16 protein-coding genes and 2 tRNA genes are annotated in these 20,527 nt (G+C 71.8%); 13 read left to right on the top strand and 5 right to left on the bottom strand.

The features are described 5' to 3' along the window. Nucleotides 1-22 precede the first annotated feature (22 nt). Nucleotides 23-93 (bottom strand) — tRNA-Gly (locus ABD308_RS36345). Between the two features lie 144 nt (nucleotides 94-237). On the opposite strand from ABD308_RS36345, the gene ABD308_RS36340 reads away from it, so the two are divergent. From ABD308_RS36340 to clpX, 6 genes are all read left to right on the top strand, one after another. Then, nucleotides 238-311 (top strand) — tRNA-Pro (locus tag ABD308_RS36340). Nucleotides 312-412: 101 nt separating this feature from the next. Beyond that, nucleotides 413-2,002 carry an MDR family MFS transporter gene (locus tag ABD308_RS36335; RefSeq protein ID WP_344344466.1) on the top strand — a complete coding sequence of 530 codons (1,590 nt, stop codon included), beginning with the start codon at nucleotides 413-415 and terminating at the stop codon, nucleotides 2,000-2,002. Between the two features lie 205 nt (nucleotides 2,003-2,207). Then, entirely contained in the window at nucleotides 2,208-3,605 is a 1,398-nt protein-coding gene (gene tig / locus ABD308_RS36330) for a trigger factor (RefSeq protein ID WP_344344464.1), read from the top strand. Between the two features lie 286 nt (nucleotides 3,606-3,891). Continuing rightward, a complete protein-coding gene (locus ABD308_RS36325) occupies nucleotides 3,892-4,509 on the top strand; it encodes an ATP-dependent Clp protease proteolytic subunit (protein ID WP_376096046.1) in 618 nt (205 codons plus the stop codon). 57 nt (nucleotides 4,510-4,566) lie between these two features. Beyond that, entirely contained in the window at nucleotides 4,567-5,229 is a 663-nt protein-coding gene (locus ABD308_RS36320; protein WP_344344462.1) for an ATP-dependent Clp protease proteolytic subunit, read from the top strand. 280 nt (nucleotides 5,230-5,509) lie between these two features. Further along, nucleotides 5,510-6,799 carry an ATP-dependent Clp protease ATP-binding subunit ClpX gene (gene clpX, locus ABD308_RS36315; RefSeq protein ID WP_030309676.1) on the top strand — a complete coding sequence of 430 codons (1,290 nt, stop codon included), beginning with the start codon at nucleotides 5,510-5,512 and terminating at the stop codon, nucleotides 6,797-6,799. Nucleotides 6,800-6,898: 99 nt separating this feature from the next. Here the strand turns inward: clpX and ABD308_RS36310 are convergent, their stop codons facing one another. Further along, nucleotides 6,899-7,702 carry a hypothetical protein gene (locus ABD308_RS36310; RefSeq protein WP_344344459.1) on the bottom strand — a complete coding sequence of 268 codons (804 nt, stop codon included), beginning with the start codon at nucleotides 7,700-7,702 and terminating at the stop codon, nucleotides 6,899-6,901. Between the two features lie 185 nt (nucleotides 7,703-7,887). Between ABD308_RS36310 and ABD308_RS36305 the strand changes: the two genes are divergently transcribed. Next, nucleotides 7,888-10,527, top strand: coding sequence for a valine--tRNA ligase (locus ABD308_RS36305; RefSeq protein WP_344344457.1), 2,640 nt, complete (start codon nucleotides 7,888-7,890; stop codon nucleotides 10,525-10,527). Nucleotides 10,528-10,781: 254 nt separating this feature from the next. Then, nucleotides 10,782-11,315: a hypothetical protein gene (locus tag ABD308_RS36300; protein ID WP_344344455.1), complete on the top strand. Its 534-nt coding sequence runs from the start codon at nucleotides 10,782-10,784 to the stop codon at nucleotides 11,313-11,315. A 36-nt stretch (nucleotides 11,316-11,351) separates the two neighbouring features. Here the strand turns inward: ABD308_RS36300 and ABD308_RS36295 are convergent, their stop codons facing one another. The 3 genes from ABD308_RS36295 to ABD308_RS36285 all read right to left on the bottom strand — a co-directional run bounded on the left by ABD308_RS36295 (nucleotide 11,352) and on the right by ABD308_RS36285 (nucleotide 15,654). Beyond that, nucleotides 11,352-12,836, bottom strand: a complete 1,485-nt coding sequence (locus ABD308_RS36295; protein ID WP_344344453.1) for a chitinase — start codon at nucleotides 12,834-12,836, stop codon at nucleotides 11,352-11,354. 221 nt (nucleotides 12,837-13,057) lie between these two features. Continuing rightward, nucleotides 13,058-14,230 (bottom strand): non-hydrolyzing UDP-N-acetylglucosamine 2-epimerase, encoded by a 1,173-nt coding sequence (wecB, locus tag ABD308_RS36290; protein WP_344344451.1) that lies wholly within the window; start codon nucleotides 14,228-14,230, stop codon nucleotides 13,058-13,060. A gap of 80 nt (nucleotides 14,231-14,310) precedes the next feature. After that, entirely contained in the window at nucleotides 14,311-15,654 is a 1,344-nt protein-coding gene (locus ABD308_RS36285; RefSeq protein ID WP_486327049.1) for an XrtP-associated glycosyltransferase, read from the bottom strand. Between the two features lie 264 nt (nucleotides 15,655-15,918). Here ABD308_RS36285 and folC point away from each other — a divergent pair, with 264 nt between their 5' ends. From folC to mreC, 5 genes are all read left to right on the top strand, one after another. Beyond that, nucleotides 15,919-17,310 (top strand): bifunctional tetrahydrofolate synthase/dihydrofolate synthase, encoded by a 1,392-nt coding sequence (gene folC / locus ABD308_RS36280; protein WP_344344447.1) that lies wholly within the window; start codon nucleotides 15,919-15,921, stop codon nucleotides 17,308-17,310. Between the two features lie 2 nt (nucleotides 17,311-17,312). Beyond that, nucleotides 17,313-17,651 carry a DUF4233 domain-containing protein gene (locus ABD308_RS36275; protein ID WP_344344445.1) on the top strand — a complete coding sequence of 113 codons (339 nt, stop codon included), beginning with the start codon at nucleotides 17,313-17,315 and terminating at the stop codon, nucleotides 17,649-17,651. 130 nt (nucleotides 17,652-17,781) lie between these two features. Beyond that, a complete protein-coding gene (gene ndk / locus ABD308_RS36270; RefSeq protein WP_344344443.1) occupies nucleotides 17,782-18,195 on the top strand; it encodes a nucleoside-diphosphate kinase in 414 nt (137 codons plus the stop codon). A 324-nt stretch (nucleotides 18,196-18,519) separates the two neighbouring features. Beyond that, entirely contained in the window at nucleotides 18,520-19,545 is a 1,026-nt protein-coding gene (locus tag ABD308_RS36265) for a rod shape-determining protein (RefSeq protein ID WP_030309693.1), read from the top strand. A gap of 92 nt (nucleotides 19,546-19,637) precedes the next feature. After that, nucleotides 19,638-20,527, top strand: an 890-nt coding sequence (gene mreC, locus ABD308_RS36260) for a rod shape-determining protein MreC (protein ID WP_344344441.1), incomplete at its 3' end; no start/stop codon positions are given.

Below are 20,527 nucleotides of genomic sequence, written 5' to 3'. Positions count from 1 at the left end.
ACCGGGGCCGTTCGCGGTGCGGAGCGGGCGACGAGAATCGAACTCGCGTGACTAGTTTGGAAGACTAGGGCTCTACCATTGAGCTACGCCCGCGTGATCCTCCGGCCGTCACCGGACGGAAGGTCGGGAACAGCGTACCTGGTCCGGTCGGCTGCGCGCACACCCGATTCGCGACGGGGCCTCGGAATATCTCGGCGATCCGGCGGGGCCCGGCGTGTACGCTTCCTCTCGGCACCACGGGGTGTGGCGCAGTTTGGTAGCGCGTCCGCTTTGGGAGCGGAAGGCCGTCGGTTCGAATCCGGTCACCCCGACCGTGCGCAGGGTCTCGCCCAGGGCGGGGCCCTGTTGTCGTTTTCCGCTCCGCTCCGGCATGGTGGGTGGTTGATTTTTCACCAAGCCTGGAGATCCCCCCATGAGTGCGACGAGCCCGAGCCGGGCGCGGATGAACCCCAAGATCGCGGTCGGCGTCGTCTTCGTTGCCTCGCTGTTCATGACGATCATGGACGGCACGATCGTCAACGTGGCCCTGCCCGCGATCGGCCGGGACTTCGGCACCGACCCCGCGGGGGTCGGCGTGATCAACGTCGGCTACCTGGTCAGCCTGGCGGTCTTCGTGCCGCTCTCCGGCTGGCTCGGCGACCGGTTCGGCACCCGCCGGGTCTTCCTGTACTCGCTCGCCCTGTTCACCGCCGCCTCGCTGCTCTGCGGCACGGCCGACTCGCTGACCTCGCTCACCCTCTACCGGATCCTCCAGGGCGCGGCCGGCGGCCTGCTCACCCCGGTCGGGATGACCATGCTCTTCCGCGCCTTCCCGCAGGAGGAGCGGATGCGGGCCACCCGGGTGCTGATGCTGCCCACCGCCGTCGCCCCGGCCAGCGGGCCGGTGCTCGGCGGCTGGCTGGTGGACGGCTGGTCCTGGCACTGGGTCTTCATCGTCAACGTGCCGGTGGGCCTCGCGGGGCTGGTCTTCGGCCTGCTCTTCCTGCCCGACTACCGGGCCGAGCGGGCCGGGCGGTTCGACGTGGCCGGCTTCCTGCTCGCCGCCGTCGGCTTCGGCGGCACGATGTACGCGCTCTCCGAGGGGGCGTCCGCGGGCTGGGGGAGCGCGCGGGTCCTCGCCCCGGCGCTCGCCGGACTGCTCGCCCTCGCCGCCCTGGTCGCGGTCGAGCTGCGCCGCCCCGATCCGATGCTCGACCTGCGGCTCTTCCGGGACCGGATCTTCCGCACCGTCAACCTGCTGTCGCTGTTCTCCGGCGCGGCCTTCCTCGGCATGCTCTACCTGTTCCCGCTGCTGATGCAGGACGCGCTCGGCATGGACGCCCTGCACAGCGGGCTGATGGTGTTCCCCGAGGCGCTCGGCGTGATGCTCGCCTCCCAGGTGTCGGCCCGGCTCTACCCGAGGATCGGCCCGCGCCGGATGCTCGCCGCCGGGTCCGCCGTGGTGGCCGGCTGCCTGGCGCTGATGGCCACGATCGGCCCGGAGAGCAACCTCTGGGCCGTGCGCGGGCTGCTCTTCCTCACCGGCTACGCGATGTCGCACGTCTTCATGCCGAGCCAGACCGCGGCCTTCGCGACCGTCCCGGCGGCCTCCACCGGCGCCGCCTCCACCCTCTACAACGCCCAGCGCCAGATCGGCTCGGCGCTCGGCGTGGCCGTGCTCGGCACCGTGCTGACCGCCGTCGGGCCGCTCGCCGCGGACGCCTCGGGTACGCCCGTGGCGAACCTCACGGCCTACCGCGCGGCCTTCCTGACCGCGGCCGGGCTGGCCCTGCTCGCGGCCGTGATCGCGCTGCGGGTGCGGGACTCCGACGCCGCCGTGACCATGCGCCCGGCGCCGGTGCCCGGCGTCGGGGGGGAGGACGGCGGGCCCGCCCCNNNNCGCCGCCGACGCCTCCGGGGGCGCCCCGGCCGGCGCGTCCGGACCGGCCGCGAAGAGCGCCGGGAAGGCCTGAGCGGGCCCGGACGGCGGCGTCCTGGCGTCCGCCTTTCGTGGTACCGGTAGGATGGGGCGCTGGCGGTAGTCCCTGTGGCGTACACCCAGGTCAACCGCACGAGGGCGAGGAGTCACGCTCACCGTCCACCCCCCACGGGAGATGCAGCTCCAACCGCCCATCGCCCGTCTCGCCCGACCCGCCCGCAACCGGCCTAGGCCGGCGGCCCGGGGACGGCGGAGGCAACCTGACCGCAAGCCCATAGGAGACCTAACCGTGAAGAGCGCCGTCGAGACTCTGAACCCGACCCGGGTTCGACTCACCGTCGAGGTGCCCTTCGAGGAGCTCAAGCCCAGCCTCGACGCGGCGTACGACAAGATCAAGAAGCAGGTCCAGGTCCCGGGCTTCCGCAAGGGCAAGGTGCCGAACCGGATCATCGACCAGCGCTTCGGCCGTGGTGCCGTGCTGGAGGAGGCCGTCAACGACGCCCTGCCGCGCTTCTACACCCAGGCCGTCGACGAGGGCAAGATCGAGGTCCTCGGCCAGCCCGACATCACCAACATCGAGGGTGTCGAGAACCTCGCCGACGGTGGCGACCTGAAGTTCACCGCCGAGGTCGACGTCCGCCCGGAGATCACCCTGCCGGAGTTCTCGACCATCGAGGTCACCGTCGACCCGATCGCGGTCACCGACGAGGACGTCGCCAAGTCCCTGGAGCAGCTGCGCGAGCGCTTCTCCTCGGTCAAGGACGTCGAGCGCGCCGCCGCCGAGGGCGACATCGTGGTCGTCGACCTGGAGGCCAAGGTCGACGGCGAGGTGCCGGAGGACGGCACCGCCGCCGGCGTGAGCTACGAGATCGGCTCGGGCCGTCTGATCGACGGCATCGACGAGGCCGTCGTCGGCCTGGAGGCCGGCGCCACCGCCACCTTCACCACCGAGCTCAAGGGTGGCACCCAGGCCGGCAAGAGCTCCGAGGTCACCGTCAAGGTCACCGCCGTCCAGGAGAAGGAGCTGCCCGAGCTGGACGACGAGTTCGCCCAGCTGGCCAGCGAGTTCGACACCCTGGAGGACCTGAAGGCCGACTCCCGCAAGCGCCTGGAGCGCATGAAGGAGTACGACCAGGCCACCCAGGCCCAGGAGAAGGTGCTGGACGCGCTGCTCGGCCTGGTCGAGATCGAGTTCCCGGAGAAGCTCCTCAAGGACGAGATCGAGACCCGCAAGCACAACCTCGAGCACCACCAGCTGGAGCCGATGGGCCTCACCCTGGCGAGCTACCTGGAGACCCAGGGCAAGTCGGAGGAGGAGTACCTCGGGGAGCTTGAGGAGCAGGCGAAGAAGGGCATCAAGACCCAGTTCGTCCTGGACCAGATCGTGGCCGACGAGGAGCTCAACGTCTCCCAGGAGGAGCTGACCGAGCACCTCATCCGCCGTGCGGCCGGCTCGGGCCTGACCCCGGACCAGTTCGCCCAGCAGGTCGTCCAGGGCGGTCAGGTTCCGCTGCTGGTCGGCGAGGTCGCCCGCGGCAAGGCGCTGGCCACCGTGGTCGAGGCCGCCAAGGTCGTCGACACCGAGGGCAACGAGATCAACTTCGACGACGACGAGGCCGACGAGTCGGCCGAGACCGTCGAGGCCCCGGCCGCCGAGGCCGAGGCCGAGGAGAAGACCGAGGCCTGACCGCCTCGCTCGCCCTGAGGCGTGAGCGCGGGCCCGGACGCCGTAAGGCGTCCGGGCCCGCGCCGTTCCCGGCCCGTTCCCGCCCGCTCGCCGCTCCGGGCGCGAACCCTGCGCTCACAGCGAACAGTTCTGCGTGAGGGATTCAGCGGCCCGGCCTGCGCGTTAGGGTCCATGGACAGCAACAATCACGACGTGATACCCGGAAGCTGTGCGACATCGTGACGGCCGTGGAGCGACCGTCCAAATCGACTGAGCAGGTGGCTAAGTGACGTACCCGCAGATGCAGATGCCCGGCCCGATGGCGCCGCACGCCGCCGCTGGTGACGTGCTGGGCGGCCTCGGCGACCAGGTCTACAACCGGCTGCTCAACGAGCGGATCATCTTCCTCGGCCAGCAGGTCGACGACGACATCGCCAACAAGATCACCGCCCAGCTGCTGCTGCTGGCCGCGGACCCGGACAAGGACATCTTCCTCTACATCAACTCCCCGGGCGGCTCGATCTCGGCCGGCATGGCGATCTACGACACCATGCAGTACATCAAGAACGACGTCGTCACCATCGCGATGGGCATGGCCGCCTCGATGGGCCAGTTCCTGCTGACCGCCGGCGCCAAGGGCAAGCGCTTCTCGCTGCCGAACGCCAACATCCTCATGCACCAGCCCTCCGCCGGCCTCGGCGGCTCGGCCACCGACATCCGGATCCAGGCGGAGCAGCTGCTGCGCACCAAGAAGCGGATGTCCGAGCTCATCGCGTTCCACAGCGGCCAGTCCTTCGAGCAGATCACCCAGGACTCCGACCGTGACCGCTGGTTCACCCCGGAGGAGGCCCTGGAGTACGGCCTGATCGACGCGATCATGCACAGCGCCGCGGACGTCCCCGGCGGCGGCGGCACCGGCGCCTGAGCCCCGGCCCGGGCCCACGAGACCACAGCCACAACGCTCCGGAGGACCAGAACACCCATGAACATCCCCAGCCTGTCGGCCGCCAAGGCCCGCGTCGAGGACATGCGCGCCGAGGGCCGCTACATCGTCCCGCGCTTCGTCGAGCGGACCTCGCAGGGCATCCGTGAGTACGACCCGTACGCCAAGCTGTTCGAGGAGCGCATCATCTTCCTCGGCTCGCAGGTGGACGACGTGTCGGCCAACGACATCATGGCGCAGCTGCTGTGCCTGGAGTCGATGGACCCGGACCGCGAGATCCAGATGTACATCAACTCGCCCGGCGGCTCGTTCACGGCCCTGACGGCCATCTACGACACCATGCAGTACGTCAAGCCGGACATCACCACCGTCTGCATGGGCCAGGCGGCCTCGGCGGCGGCCGTGCTGCTGGCGGCGGGCACCCCCGGCAAGCGGATGGCGCTGCCGAACGCCCGGATCCTGATCCACCAGCCCTACACCGAGACCGGCCGCGGCCAGGTCTCCGACCTGGAGATCCAGGCCAAGGAGATCTTCCGGATGCGCGAGCAGCTGGAGGAGATGCTGTCCAAGCACTCCAACAAGTCGGTCGAGCAGGTCCGCGACGACATCGAGCGCGACAAGATCCTCACGGCCGAGGAGGCCGTCGAGTACGGCCTGGTCGACCTGGTCATCTCGACCCGCAAGGCCTCGCTGACCTCCTGAGGCGGCACCCCCTCCCGGCCCGTCCTCGGGCGGGGAGGGACCGGGGGCGGGGCGCGCGACCGGCTCGCGCGTCCCGCCCCCGGCGCACCGGCGGCTGCTCCGACGGCATCTGTTCGGTATCAATTCGCCCAGGGCGTAGGGCAGACCCGGCGAAGAGGGCGGAATCGGCGGCTCGGCAGAGTACCGTCGGATAGCGAGACCGATCGCCGTCGGGCGTCGACGGTCCACAGCACCAGGCCCCGGAACTCCCGCGGGGCCCCTGGCGAAGGGGAAGCACCTCGTGGCACGCATCGGAGACGGTGGCGACCTGCTCAAGTGCTCGTTCTGCGGCAAGTCGCAGAAGCAGGTGAAGAAGCTGATCGCCGGCCCAGGCGTGTACATCTGCGACGAGTGCATCGACCTGTGCAACGAGATCATCGAGGAGGAGCTCGCCGAGACCTCCGAGGTGCGCTTCGAGGAGCTCCCGAAGCCCCGCGAGATCTACGAGTTCCTGGACCAGTACGTGGTCGGCCAGGACCTCGCCAAGAAGGCCCTGTCGGTGGCCGTCTACAACCACTACAAGCGGGTCCAGGCCGGTGAGGCCGGCCGCAGCGGCGGCAACGGCCGCGAGGACGCCATCGAGCTGGCGAAGTCCAACATCCTGCTGCTGGGCCCGACCGGCTCCGGCAAGACGCTGCTGGCCCAGACCCTGGCCCGGATGCTGAACGTGCCGTTCGCGATCGCCGACGCCACCGCGCTCACCGAGGCCGGGTACGTCGGCGAGGACGTCGAGAACATCCTGCTCAAGCTGATCCAGGCGGCCGACTACGACGTCAAGAAGGCCGAGACCGGGATCATCTACATCGACGAGATCGACAAGGTCGCGCGCAAGAGCGAGAACCCGTCGATCACCCGGGACGTCTCCGGCGAGGGCGTGCAGCAGGCGCTGCTGAAGATCCTGGAGGGCACCACCGCCTCGGTGCCGCCGCAGGGCGGGCGCAAGCACCCGCACCAGGAGTTCATCCAGATCGACACCACCAACGTGCTGTTCATCGTGGGCGGCGCGTTCGCGGGCCTGGAGCGGATCATCGAGGGCCGGGCGGGTGCCAAGGGCATCGGCTTCGGCGCGAACATCCGCTCCAAGCGGGAGCTGGACGCCAGCGACCACTTCCGTCAGGTGATGCCGGAGGACCTGGTCAAGTTCGGCATGATCCCGGAGTTCATCGGCCGCCTCCCGGTGATCACCAGCGTGCACAACCTGGACCGCGAGGCGCTCCTGCAGATCCTCACCGAGCCGAAGAACGCGCTGGTCAAGCAGTACCGCAAGCTCTTCGAACTGGACGGCGTGGAGCTGGAGTTCTCCCGGGACGCGCTGGAGGCGATCGCCGACCAGGCGATCCTGCGCGGCACCGGCGCGCGCGGTCTGCGGGCCATCATGGAGGAGGTGCTGATGTCCGTGATGTACGAGGTGCCCTCGCGTCAGGACGTCGCCCGCGTGGTGGTGACCGGGGACGTCGTCTCCAAGCACGCCATCCCGACCCTGGTTCCGCGCGACATGATCAAGCGGGAGCGGCGCGAGAAGAGCGCCTGACCCTTTCCGCCCGGGCACGACGAGGGCCCCGGTACCGCCTGAGTGGCGGCGCCGGGGCCCTCGGCCTTGCGGCCGCTCGCGCGGCCGCCTCCGTGCCGGCTACTTCGGGAGCTCGGCGGCGGCGCGCAGCGCGCGGGTGTCCGCGGCGAGCCTGTCGAGGTCGGGGCGGCCGCCCTCCTCGGGCGGCGGGCTCATCACCAGGACCAGGCTGCTGGAGTCGGCCCAGGCGCAGACGCCCAGGTCGGTGCCCTCCTGGGTGGCGACGCCGCAGTCCATGCTGCCGCCCTTGGGGCCGGGGTCGACCGGGTGCCGGTCGCTGACCGTGGTGCCGTCGGACTGCAGGCCCTTGAACATGGCGTTGAGCTCGGTCTTCGGGGCGAGCACCTTGCCGTAGCCGCCGAGCACCACGAGCTTCGGGTCCTCGGCGGAGTCCTGGTAGACGGCGCTGACGCCGGTCGGGTGCCAGGAGCCGTCGCCCTTGCCGAGCTCGGAGGTGATGGCCTCCTCCATCTGCCGGGCGACCTCGTTGTTCTCGTCCCTGGTGAGGCCGTTGAAGGTGGCCGGCAGGACGATCTTCTGGGTGCCGGCGTTGGAGGTGATGTCGAAGACGAAGTACGCGACCGCGCCGCCGATCAGGGCCAGCACGAGCACGAAGACGCCGATGAGGACGCCGAGGGTGCGCCGGGAGCGGCGCGGCGGCGGGGCGGCGGGGAACGCGCCGTACGGGGCGTAGCCGGGCGGCAGGGGCTGGCCGGGCTGCGGCGGGACGGCGCCGTAGGGCGGAGGGGCCTGCGCGGGCGCGGGCGGGCCGGGGTGGGGCTGCGCGCCGTACGGCTGTCCGCCGTAGGGCTGCCCGCCGGGCGGCGGCGGGGGCGGGGCGCCGTAGGGGTTCTGCTCGGTCACGGAGGCCCTTCCTGGGACGGTGGTGCCGGGCTTGTACGAAGGCTCGGACGAATGTCCGGCACGTTATCGCACCGGCCCGTCACCCGGACGGGAATACCTCCGGGGGGTCCGCGCCGGGCCGCCGCGGTGTCCGGGGGGTGAAAGCCGTTCGTGACCCGGTTCCCGGGTTACGTAAACTGTCCGTCGTGACCGACACCACGAACCAGCGCCCCGTGAGCACGCACGCCGGGGACGAAGCAGCCACCCTCCCGACGACCTTCGCCCCGGCGGAGGTAGAGGGCGAGCTGTACGAGCGCTGGGTAGAGCGCGGTTACTTCACCGCCGACGCCACGAGCGACAAGCCCCCGTACACCATCGTCATCCCGCCGCCGAACGTCACCGGCGCGCTGCACCTGGGCCACGCCTTCCAGCACACGCTGATGGACGCGCTGACCCGCCGCAAGCGCATGCAGGGCTTCGAGGCGCTCTGGCTGCCCGGCATGGACCACGCCGGCATCGCCACCCAGAACAAGGTCGAGCAGCAGCTCGCCGAGTCCGGCCTCTCCCGCCACGACCTGGGCCGCGAGGCCTTCGTCGAGAAGGTCTGGGAGTGGAAGGAGAACTACGGCGGGCGGATCCTCGGCCAGATGCGCCGCCTCGGCGACGGCGTCGACTGGTCGCGCGAGCGCTTCACCATGGACGAGGGCCTGTCGCAGGCCGTCCAGACCATCTTCAAGCGGCTCTTCGACGACGGCCTGATCTACCGCGCCGAGCGCATCATCAACTGGTGCCCGCGCTGTCTCACCGCGCTGTCCGACATCGAGGTGGAGCACGAGGAGGTCCCCGGCGAGCTGGTCTCGATCCGCTACGGGGACGGCGAGGACTCGATCGTCGTCGCCACCACCCGGGCCGAGACGATGCTGGGCGACACCGCGGTGGCGGTCCACCCGGACGACGAGCGCTACCGGCACCTGGTCGGCCGCACCATCAAGCTGCCGCTGACCGACCGGGAGATCCCGGTGGTCGCGGACGAGCACGTCGACCCGGAGTTCGGCACCGGCGCCGTCAAGGTGACCCCGGCGCACGACCCCAACGACTTCGCCATCGGCCAGCGCCACGAGCTGCCGAACCTGAGCGTGATGGACGAGCGCGGCACGATCACCGTGCACGGCCCGTTCCTCGGCCTGGACCGGCTGGAGGCCCGCTCGGCCGTCGTCGGCGCGCTGCGCGAGCAGGGCCGGATCGTCGCCGAGAAGCGCCCGTACATGCACGCCGTCGGCCACTGCTCGCGCTGCCACACGGTGGTCGAGCCGCGGCTGTCGCTGCAGTGGTGGGTCAAGGTCGAGCCGCTCGCCAAGGCGGCCGGCGACGCGGTGCGCGACGGCGCGGTGGAGATCCACCCGAAGGAGCTGGAGCGCCGCTACTTCGACTGGGTCGACAACATGTACGACTGGTGCATCTCGCGCCAGCTGTGGTGGGGCCACCGGATCCCGGTCTGGTACGGCCCGGACGGCGAGGTCGTCTGCGTCGGACCGGACGAGCAGCCGCCGTCGGGCGAGGGCTGGCACCAGGACCCGGACGTCCTGGACACCTGGTTCTCCTCCGGCCTGTGGCCGTTCTCCACGCTCGGCTGGCCGGAGAAGACCGCGGACCTGGAGCGGTTCTACCCGACCGACGTCCTGGTCACCGGCCACGACATCATCTTCTTCTGGGTCGCCCGGATGATGATGTTCGGCCTGTACGCGATGGACGGCCAGGCGCCGTTCAAGACGGTCGCCCTGACCGGTCTGGTCCGCGACGAGTTCGGCAAGAAGATGTCGAAGTCCTCCGGCACCGCCGTCGACCCGCTGGACTGGATGGACGCCTACGGCGCGGACGCCGTGCGCTTCACCCTGGCCCGCGGCGCCAACCCGGGCGCCGACGTGCCGATCGGCGAGGACTGGGTCAAGGGCTCGCGCAACTTCTGCAACAAGATCTGGAACGCGACCCGGTTCGCGCTGATGAACGGCGCGACCGTGGACGGCCCGCTGCCCGGGCCGGAGCGGCTGACCGCGGTGGACCGCTGGATCCTGTCGCGGCTGAACGCGACCGTGGCCGAGGTCGACGCGCTGTACGACGACTACGAGTTCGCCAAGGTCTCGGACGCGCTCTACCACTTCGCCTGGGACGAGGTGTTCGACTGGTACGTCGAGCTCTCCAAGACCACCCTGGCCAAGGGCGGCGCGCAGGCCGAGGCCTCCCGCCGGGTGCTGGGCGAGGTCCTGGACGTCACCCTGCGGCTGCTGCACCCGGTGGTGCCGTTCGTCACCGAGGCGCTGTGGACGACGCTGACCGGCGCCGAGTCGGTGGTCGTCGCCGACTGGCCGAAGGACGGCGGCTTCCGGGACGCCGCGGCCGAGGCCGAGGTCGCCACGCTGCGGCAGGTGGTCACCGAGGTCCGCCGGTTCCGTTCGGACCAGGGCCTGCAGCCGGCCCAGAAGGTGCCGGCCCGCCTGGAGCTGGACGGCACCGTGCTGGCCGTCCACGAGGACGCGATCCGCTCGCTGCTGCGGCTGACCGTGCCGGAGGAGGGCTTCGCGGCCACCGCCTCGCTGCCGGTCGCCGGTGCCACCGTGGCGCTGGACCTGTCCGGCACGATCGACGTCGCGGCGGAGCGCAAGCGCCTCGCCAAGGACCTCGCGGCGGCCGAGAAGGAGCAGGCCCAGTGCGGCGCCAAGCTCGGCAACGAGGCCTTCCTGGCCAAGGCGCCGGACGACGTGGTCGCCAAGATCCGGGGCCGCCAGGAGGCCGCCGAGGCCGACATCGCCCGGATCACCGCCCAGCTCGCGGCGCTGCCGCAGGGCTGACGCGCCGACGGTTCCCCGGAGCCGCATCCCGCCGACGCGGGGTGCGGCTCCGCCGCTTTTCCGGAGGTCGGAAAATCAGGCGGCCCAATAGCCCAATCCGTTGCTCCCTTCCGGCGAATAATCGCCCCGGACCGGGTGGGGTCCTATTCCGCCCGAATTCATTCCGGTCTTGCCCGCGCGCGCTCGCGGAAGTTTCCAGGTCGACTGTGTACGGTGTGCTTCGAGTTCCGGACGGTGAGGAGCGACGGGAGGGCATGGACGTGATGGTGACCGAGGAACTGGCCGGCGAACTGCCTGCCGAGGCGGTCGAGGAGGCCAAGGGGCGGGCGGCGACCCTGCTGCTCGCCTTCCGGCACGGGAACCAGCTCGCCTTCGACCACGCGTTGGACCGGCTGTTCGAGGAGCGGGTCGAGCGCGAGGTGACCACGCTGCTCACCTGGATCGCCGCCGAGGCGGTCCGCAAGGCCTACGCCCCCGAGGTCGGGGACCGGGTGCTGCGGGCGCTGGCCCGGCGCGCCCCGCGCGACACCGGCGCCGTCCACATCGACGAGGAGGGCGTGGACGCGGCCCGGCTGATCGAGGCGGTCGCGGCGGGCGAGGTGGCCGAGGTCCGCGGCCTGGTCGCCACCACCCCCGACACCACCTTCCTGCTCGGCGGCCTGCTCCAGGGCGTGGCGATGATGCTGCCGCTGCTGCCGGAGGGCGAGCTCGCCGAGATCACGGCCGAGCTGCGCCGCCGGCACGGCGTGGTGCCCGCGGGCGTGCCGGAGGCCCGGGCCGGGGTCTGACCCCCCGCCCGGGCCCACGGGCCCTGCGGCTACCGGTTACGGCATCGCGTGCAGGTGCGAGCCGACGGTGTTGGCGATCCCGCCGCCCGCCTTGGCGTCCCAGTTGGTCGACCAGGTCATCGCCCCGCCGATCCCGGGCCACTTGGTGTCGGGCTTGAAGCTGCCGCAGTTGGTGCCGCTGGCCAGGCAGTCGAGCGCGTTGTTGACCACGCTCGGGCTGACGTAGCCGCCGCCGGCCGCGCTGGTGGAGGCCGGCACGCCGAGGCCCACCTGGTCGGGCCGCAGCCCGCCCTTGAGCTGGATGCAGGCCAGCCCGGTGAGGAAGTTGACGGTGCCCTGGGAGTAGACCTGACCGTCACAGCCCAGCATCGCGCCGGAGTTGTAGTACTGCATGTTGACGATGGTGAGGATGTCCTTCACGTTCAGCGCCAGCTTGAAGTACTCCATGCCGGTGGACTGCATGTCGATGGTCTGCGGCGCCATGGTGAGCGTGAAGCCGGCGCCCGCCTTGGCGGCCAGCGAGTGCAGCGCCTGGCCCATGTAGGTGGAGTTGATGCCGTTCTCCAGGTCGATGTCCACGCCGTCGAAGCCGTAGGTCTGCATCAGGGACCAGGCGGTGTTCGCGAAGTTGGTGGCCGCGGAGGCGCTGCTGACGGAGACCGAGCCCTTCTCGCCGCCGACCGAGAGGATCACCTTCTTGCCGGCCGCCTTCTTGGCCGCGATGTCGGCCTTGAACTGGGCCTCGGTGTAGCCGCCGAGCCGGGAGGAGAGCGTCGGGTCCAGGGCGAAGCCCAGGCCGCCGGCCGTGCCGGTGGCCTCGGCGAAGGAGACCGCGATGATGTCGTAGGCGGCCGGCACGTCGCTGATCCGCTGCACGGTGGCGCCGTTGTCGAAGTTCTGCCAGTAGCCGGTCAGCAGGTGCTTGGACGGCGGCCGGGGCGTGGTGGAGGTGGGGGTGGGCGTGGTGACGGTGGGGGACGGGGTGCCCGGGCTGCTCGGGCTGGGGGTGGTTACGGTGGGGCTGGGCTTCGGGTCACCCGGGCCGAGCAGGGAGACGTCGTCGGCCAGGAAGGCCGGCTGCCCGTACCAGCCGTGCAGGTAGACGGTGACGCTGGTGGTGCCGGCGCCGGTGGTGAAGGTGGTGCTGAGCTTGGACCAGGCGTTGCCGCCGGGCGTCCAGGTGCTCGGGTCGGTGCCGCCGGTGCCGCGGGCGCCGAGGTAGACGTACGAGCCCTGGACCCAGCTGCTCAGCGTGTAGGTCGAGGACGGCTTCACCGCGACGGTCTGGGTGCACTCGCCGGTGCCGCCGCCGCCCGGGGTGGAGCGCAGCGCGCCGGTGCCGGAGTGGACCGTGGTGGTCTCCGGGGCTCCGGCCGTACAGGTCCAGCCGTTCAGCCGGTTGGCGTCCTCGAAGCCGCCGTTGCTGATGAGTTCGACGTCGGCGGCGGCGTGCGCGCCGGTGCCGCCGGCGAGGACGAGACCGCTCAGGCCGATGGCGAAGGCGCTGGCGCCGGCGAGCATCGAATGGACGGCGCGCGGGCGCCGCTGTCGAGCAGGTGGCATGACTCCATCTCCAGTGGGGGAGGCCGGCGGCTCTCGTGGGGGAGAGCCGTCCGGGTGTCGATGGGTGCGCGTGTGGGAGCTACCGACAACTCAAGTCCCTGTCCGAATCGGAGACTTGCCCTCACAAGGTGGAGTAGACCAATTCCGCTGTCAAGAGGGCCTTGCCCGAGGGCCCCGGATCAGGCGGCCAGTGGCAGCGGCTCGGCGCCCCGCCGGACCAGCCGGGCGGTCAGCTCCGCGATCCGGGCGGAGGCCAGGCCGTCGCCGTAGGGGCTCGGGGCGGCGGCGAGCCGGGCGAGCCGTTCGGGGGTGTCGGACAGCCAGGCCCGGGCGCGGTCGCCGAGTTCGGCGCCGGGCGCCACCAGCGCGGCGAAGCCGGCCGCGACGGCCTCGGGCCGCTCGGTGGAGCGGCGCACCACCAGCAGCGGGCGGCCGAGCACGGTGCACTCCTCCTGGACCCCGCCGGAGTCGGAGACCAGCAGCGCGGCGTGCCGGGCCAGGCCCAGGAAGTCCGCGTAGCCGACCGGCCCGGTCACCGCGAGCCGCGCCAGCAGGCCGTCCAGCGCGAACCGCTCGACGGCGGCCCGGGTGCGCGGGTGCATCGGGAAGAGCACCGGGGTGCCGGCCCGGGCGATCCGGTCGAGTTCGGCGAGGACGGCGCCGAGCGCCTCGGCGGTGTCGGTGTTCTCCGGCCGGTGCACGGTGGCCAGCACGTAGCCGTCGGCGGTGAGCCCGTGTCCGGCGAGCAGGGCGGCCCGGGCGGCGGCGTCCGGCAGCGAGCGGCGGACCACCTCGACGACGGTGTTGCCGGTGAGCGCGATCCGCTCCTCGGCGAGCGACTCGGCGCGCAGGTTGGCGGCGTTGTCGGGGGTGGCGGCACACAGCAGGTCGGCGACGTGGTCGACCATCACCCGGTTGTGCTCCTCGGGCATCGCGCGGTCGAAGCTGCGCAGCCCGGCCTCGACGTGCACCAGCGGGATGTTCCGGGCGTTGGCGGCGAGCGCGCCGGCCAGGGTGGCGTTGGTGTCGCCCTGGACGACGACGGCGGCCGGGCGGTCCTCGGCGAAGGCGGCGTCGAGCTGGCCGAGCGACTGGGCGATCTGGCCGGCCCGGGGGCGGCCGCCGACGCCGGTGAGCAGCTCGGGGCGGGGCAGGCCGAGGTCGCGCAGGAAGCGGCCGGACATCGCCTCGTCCCAGTGCTGACCGGTGTGGACCAGGCGGGTGGCGGGGCCGAGCTCGTGGATCAGCGGGGCGAGCTTGACCAGTTCGGGGCGGGTGCCGAGGACGACGGCGACGCTGCCGGGGGCGAGCGGGCGGTCGGCGGCGGGCTGCGGGGACGGGCACGCGGTCATGGCGGGACGGCTCCGTTCGGGTCCGGGCGGGGGCAAGAGGGGACGGGCGGGGACAGGAGGGGACAGGCGGGGAGGACGGCTCAGGATTCGAGCGCGGTGGGGGCGCCGAGGGCGACCTTCTCGGCGTTGCGCCGGGTCTTGGCCCAGCCGTTGCGGCCGAGCAGCAGGCGGACGGCGGCCCGGGTGGCGACGACGAACAGGTGATAGGCGTAGAGCCAGACCAGGACGCCCCAGAGCAGGCCGGCGGCCCGGCGGCGGCCGGGGTGGACGAGCCGGCGGTAGGCCGGGCCCCAGAAGACCATCGGCAGGGTGGCGAGCACGAAGGCGAGCGCCATCCACGGGCCGTACCGCAGCTGGAAGCCGGCGGTCTCCTCGGGGAACAGCGCCAGGCCCGCCCCGGTGATCGCCAGCGACAGCGGGGTGAGGACGACCAGCAGCACGCAGACCACCGGCTGGAGGAAGGTGTAGAGCACCTCGGCCTTGCCGGCGGGCCGGTAGTGGCGCGAGCGCAGCACCCGGCCGGTGTAGCGCAGGCACTGCATGTTGCCCTGGGCCCAGCGGGTGCGCTGGGTGAGAAAGCGCCGCCAGGAGACCAGGGCCTCCTGGGAGACGTTGGCCTCGGTGACGTGGGTCAGCCGCCAGCCGGCCAGCCGCAGTTCGAGGCCGGACTCGTAGTCCTCCAGCAGGGCGCGCTCGGGCCAGGGGCGGCCGTCGCGGCCCTCCTCGGCGGTGAGCGAGTCCAGGGCGGTGAGCCGGACGAACTGGCCGTTGCCGCCGAGGCCGACGCTGCCGGTGCGCCGGCGCAGCAGTTGCATGCCGGCGTTGTTGGCCTGGAACTCGACGTCCTGCATCCGGACCAGGGCGCGGGCCGAGGCGTTGGCGGCGCGGCCGCGGCCGGGCAGCGGCCGTTCGTCCTCGGCGTTGCGCATCCGCACGCCGATCTGCACGGCGCCGGTGTCGGGGCGGCCCATCGCGCGGTCGTTGCAGACCTGTTCGAGGGTGCCGGGGTCGAGCCGTCCGTCGGCGTCGACCACGCCGAGGACCACCCGGGAGCGGTCGGTGCCGGGCGGCAGCCAGGCGGAGATCTCCCGGTAGGCGGCGTTGAGGGCGGCGCCCTTGCCGATCCGGGCGTGCGGGCGGCGGCGCTGGACGAGGTGGACGCGCTGGTCGAGCGCGGCGGCGGCGAGCACCAGGTCGCGGGTGGCGTCCTCGCTGTCGTCGTCGATCACCCACAGGTGGGCGGCGGGGGCGACGGCCCGCAGGCCCGCGAGCGTCTGGGCGATCACCGTCTCCTCGTCCCGGCAGGGGACCATCAGGTGCCACTGGAGGGCGGCGGGGTCGCCGGGCGTGGCGGGGGTGCTGTGCCGGAAGGCGTGCCGGGAGCCGGCCCAGTAGACCAGGAAGCGGCCGAACACCAGGACCATGTAGCAGAGCAGGGCCAGCGAGATCAGCCCGCCGAGCTGGAGGAAGCCCTCGCGGCGCATCTCGACGAACTGGCGCAGGGCGTCGGGCATGGCGCGGTGCTCCTCATGATCAAAGGTGATTTGTCTCCCTTGGGTGCGAATCAATGCTTCATTGCGGTCTGATGTCGCTAAATCGATAGTAAAGGCAGGAAACTACCTAACTCGGGCAAAGTGGTGGTTCTCACCCCGTGAGGAGCCCCGGGCCCCGCTCCGTAGACTGTGGTCGTGAGCGACAAGGCCGACCCGAACCCGTACACCCTCCGCCCCGCCGACGGCGGCACCGGCGACGCCCTGCGCGACGTCGAGGTGGAACTCTCCGAGCGCTGGCCGGAGAACAAGCTGGAGCCCTCGCTCGACCGGATCGAGGCCCTGATGGACATCCTGGGCCAGCCCCAGCGGTCCTTCCCCTCCATCCACGTCACCGGCACCAACGGCAAGACCTCCACCGCCCGGATGATCGAGCAGCTGCTCGGCGCCTTCGAGCTGCGCACCGGCCGCTACACCAGCCCGCACGTGGAGAGCGTCACCGAGCGGATCACCCTGGACGGCGCCCCGATCACCCCCGAGCGCTTCGTCGAGGTCTACCGCGACATCGAGCCCTACGTGCGGATGGTCGACGAGCGCGAGCCGGTCGCGATGTCCTTCTTCGAGGTGCTCACCGGCATGGCCTACGCGGCCTTCGCCGACGCGCCGGTGGACGTCGCCGTGGTCGAGGTCGGCATGGGCGGCTCCTGGGACGCCACCAACGTCATCGACGCCACCGTCGCCGTGATCACCCCGATCGGCCTGGACCACACCGACAAGCTGGGGGAGACCACCGGCGAGATCGCCGTCGAGAAGTCCGGGATCATCAAGCCCGGCGCGGTCGCGGTGGTCGCCCAGCAGCAACTCGACGCCGCCGAGACCATCCTGCGCCGCGCCGTCGAGGTCGACGCCACGGTCGCCCGCGAGGGCATGGAGTTCGGCGTCATCCGCCGCGAACTCGCCGTCGGCGGGCAGCTGGTGACCCTGCGCGGAATCGGCGGCGAGGAGTACGAGGACGTCTTCCTGCCGCTGCACGGCGAGTACCAGGCGCACAACGCCGCCCTCGCGCTGGCCGCCGTCGAGGCCTTCTTCGGCGTCGGCGGCGCCCGCGGCGGACAGCTCGACGCCGACAAGGTCCGCCAGGCGTTCTCCGGCGTCACCTCCCCGGGCCGGCTGGAGGTCGTCCGGCGCAGCCCCACCATCGTCCTGGACGCCGCCCACAACCCGCACGGCGCCCGGGCCACCGTCACCGCGCTCACCGAGTCCTTCGGCTTCACCCGGCTGGTCGGCGTCATCGGCACCAGCGGCGACAAGGACGTGACGGGCCTGCTGGAGGCCTTCGAGCCGGTCCTCGCCGAGGTCGTCGTCACCCGCAACTCCACCCACCGCGCGATGGACGTGGACGAGCTGGCCGCGCTCGCGGTCGAGGTCTTCGGCGAGGAGCGCGTCCAGGTCGAGCCCCGGCTCGACGACGCCATCGCCGCCGCCGTCACCCTGGCCGAGGAGGAGGGCGACCTCGGCGGCGCCGGGGTGCTGGTCACCGGTTCGGTCATCACGGTGGGCGAGGCCCGCCTGCTGCTCGGGAGGAAGTGACGATGAGGACGCTCTGCTCCTCGACCCTGATCGGAGAGGCCTTCGTGGTGCTCTTCGCGGCGCTGGTCGCGATGCGGCTCTCCGACGTCTCCGCCGGCGCGCTGTGGACGGTCAGCGGCGTCGCGATGGCGCTGTGCGTGCTGCTCTGCGGCATGATCACCCGCCCCGGCGCGGTCGCCGTCGGCTGGGCCCTGCAGATCGCCCTGATCGCCAGCGGCTTCATCGTGCCGACCATGTTCGCGCTCGGCGCGGTCTTCGCCGGCCTGTGGTGGTGCTCGGTGCACTACGGCCGCAGGATCGACGAGATCAAGGCCGCCAGGACCGCCGCCGCGACCGCCTGAGGCGCCCCAGGACCGGGTCCGGCGCGTTCGCTCACGCAAGGTAGCCTCTGCGGTAGTCGCACGGCGCACGCGGGTCCGCGTGCGCGACGAACCGCGTGCGCGCCGACCCCGAATTCCCAGGAGACGCCCCGTGTCCCAGCGCACTCTCGTCCTGCTCAAGCCCGACGCCGTCAAGCGCGGCCTGGCCGGCGAGATCATCAGCCGCATCGAGCGCAAGGCCGGCTGGCGGCTGGCCGCCGTCGAGCTGCGCGCCTTCGACCGGGCGACGCTGGAGCGGCACTACGCGGAGCACGTCGGCCGCCCGTTCTACGAGCCGCTGCTGGAGTTCATGACCTCCGGCCCCTCCATCGCCCTGATCGTCGAGGGCGAGGAGGTCATCGCCGGCGTCCGCATGCTGGCCGGCGCCACCAACCCGCTGGAGGCCGGGGCCGGCACCATCCGCGGCGACTACGCGACGATCACCCGCGAGAACCTCATCCACGCCTCCGACTCGGTCGAGTCCGCCGAGCGCGAGATCAAGATCTTCTTCCCCGCGCACGCCTGATCCGACCGGGCGCGGCGACGTTCAGGGACCTTCGGAAGGCCCCGGTCGGGACTATTGGCCCGGCCGGGGCATTCTTATCGGGAAATAGGGAACCAGGCCCTCCGACACGGCGTCCCAATGCCCGGAGAAGCGATCGGGCCCCGGACAATGGACGGTATGCCCCACGTCGACGTCCGTGCCGACGGGCGTGACTACGATGGACGCGACTCAAGGGCCCGGTAAGGCAGCTCAGCTGGTCGCCGCCCATCCGCAAGTGGGCGCGCACACCGTCCACCCCACAAGACTCCGAGCCCGGGAAAGGCACCCCACCCCATGGCGAGCAACCTGTCGTTCATCGGCCGCGACTTGGCGATCGACCTCGGAACTGCCAATACGCTGGTGTACGTCAGGGGTAAGGGCATCGTCCTCAACGAGCCGTCGGTGGTCGCGGTCAACACCAACACCGGGGGCATCCTCGCCGTCGGCTCCGAGGCCAAGAAGATGATCGGCCGCACCCCCGGAAACATCGTCGCCATCCGCCCGCTCAAGGACGGCGTGATCGCCGACTTCGAAATCACCGAGCGGATGCTGCGCTACTTCATCCTCAAGGTGCACCGCCGCCGCTTCCTCGCCCGCCCCCGGGTCGTCGTCTGCGTCCCCTCCGGCATCACCGGCGTCGAGCGCCGCGCCGTCATCGAGGCCTCCCTGCAGGCCGGCTGCCGCCAGGTGCACATCATCGAGGAGCCGATGGCCGCCGCCATCGGCGCCGGGCTGCCCGTCCACGAGCCCACCGGCAACATGGTCGTCGACATCGGCGGCGGCACCACCGAGGTCGCCGTCATCTCGCTCGGCGGCATCGTCACCGCGCAGTCCATCAGGGTCGCCGGCGACGAACTGGACAACGCCATCGTCCAGCACATCAAGAAGGAGTACTCGCTGCTCCTCGGCGAGCGCAGCGCCGAACAGATCAAGATGAGCATCGGCTCCGCCTTCGGCCTGGAGGGCGAGAAGGACGAGCACGCCGAGATCCGCGGCCGCGACCTGGTCAGCGGCCTGCCCAAGACCGTCGTCATCTCCGCCGCCGAGGTCCGCGAGGCCATCGACGAGCCGGTCAACTCGATCATCGACGCGGTCAAGACCACCCTCGACCAGTGCCCGCCCGAGCTGGCCGGCGACGTCATGGACCGGGGCATCGTGCTCACCGGCGGCGGCGCCCTGCTGCGCGGCCTGGACGAGCGGCTGCGCCGGGAGACCGGCATGCCGATCCACATCGCGGAGAACCCGCTGGACTCCGTCGCACTCGGCTCCGGCAAGTGCGTCGAGGAGTTCGAGGCCCTCCAGCAGGTACTCGACGCCGCGCCGCGCCGTTAGCACAACCGACACACCAGCCGAACTGACGGGCCCCCGCCCGGGTCCACAGCCCGGGACGGCGGCCAGGGGTACGAAGGGGCAGTACCAGCACCGTGAGGGACACACGAGAGAGCCGGCTGCTGCTCATCCTGCTGGTGGCCGTCGCCTTCGCCTTGATCACCGTGGACATCAAGGGCGGTGAGAGCTCCCCGCTCGGCGGCGCCCGGCGCACGGCCGCCGCCGTCCTCGGCCCGGTCGAACGCGCCGCCGCCAGCGCCGTCGACCCGGTCGCCGACACCGTGCGCGCCTTCCGCGACGCCGCCTCCGACAGCGGGCGCACCGACCAGCTCGCCCGCGAGAACACCGAACTGCGGCAGAAGCTCGCCTCCTCCGACATGGCCGGCGGACGCACCAAGCAGCTCGACGACCTGCTGCGCACCGCCGGCGCCGGCGGCTACACCGTCAAGGCCGCGCAGACCATCGCGATCGGCCCGGCCCAGGGCTTCTCCTGGACCATCACCATCGACGCCGGCAGCGACGACGGACTCACCCGCGACATGACCGTCATCAACGGCCAGGGCCTGGTCGGCCGGATCACCACCGTCGCCCCGACCACCGCCACCGTGCTGCTCGCCTCCGACCCCGGCTTCTCCGCCGGCACCCGGCTGGAGGGCACCGGCGAGATCGGCTTCGCCGCCGGCGGCGGCACCAGCGCGATGAAGGTCTCGCTGCTCAACGGCAAGGCCCAGGTCAAGGAGGGCGACCGGCTGGTCACCTTCGGCTCGCAGAGCGGCCGCCCGTTCGTCCCCGGCGTCCCCGTCGGCAAGGTCGTCCAGGTCGAGGCCAACCCCGGGCAGCTCACCAAGACCGTCCTGGTCGAGCCCTTCGTCCAGTTCACCCGGCTCGACCTGGTCGGCGTGGTCGTCGTCCCGCCGCGCACCGACCCGCGCGACGCCGTCCTGCCGCCCGCGCCGGCCGCCCAGGGCCACGCCGCCCCGGTCGA

The sequence above is a fragment of the Kitasatospora putterlickiae genome, assembly GCF_039527695.1.
Lineage (GTDB): Bacteria > Actinomycetota > Actinomycetes > Streptomycetales > Streptomycetaceae > Kitasatospora > Kitasatospora putterlickiae.
Note: the sequence above shows the minus strand (reverse complement) of the source record. Positions and strands in the feature narration are given on the sequence as shown.

Coding starts and splice junctions, on each gene's coding strand:
- ABD308_RS36295 (WP_344344453.1), bottom strand. CDS start 12,836: ATGCTCGCCGGCGCCAGCGCCTTCGCCATCGGCCTGAGCGGTCTCGTC.
- ABD308_RS36275 (WP_344344445.1), top strand. CDS start 17,313: ATGAGGACGCTCTGCTCCTCGACCCTGATCGGAGAGGCCTTCGTGGTG.
- ABD308_RS36325 (WP_376096046.1), top strand. CDS start 3,892: ATGCCCGGCCCGATGGCGCCGCACGCCGCCGCTGGTGACGTGCTGGGC.
- ABD308_RS36320 (WP_344344462.1), top strand. CDS start 4,567: ATGAACATCCCCAGCCTGTCGGCCGCCAAGGCCCGCGTCGAGGACATG.
- wecB (WP_344344451.1), bottom strand. CDS start 14,230: ATGACCGCGTGCCCGTCCCCGCAGCCCGCCGCCGACCGCCCGCTCGCC.
- ABD308_RS36285 (WP_486327049.1), bottom strand. CDS start 15,654: ATGGTCCTGGTGTTCGGCCGCTTCCTGGTCTACTGGGCCGGCTCCCGG.
- ABD308_RS36300 (WP_344344455.1), top strand. CDS start 10,782: ATGGACGTGATGGTGACCGAGGAACTGGCCGGCGAACTGCCTGCCGAG.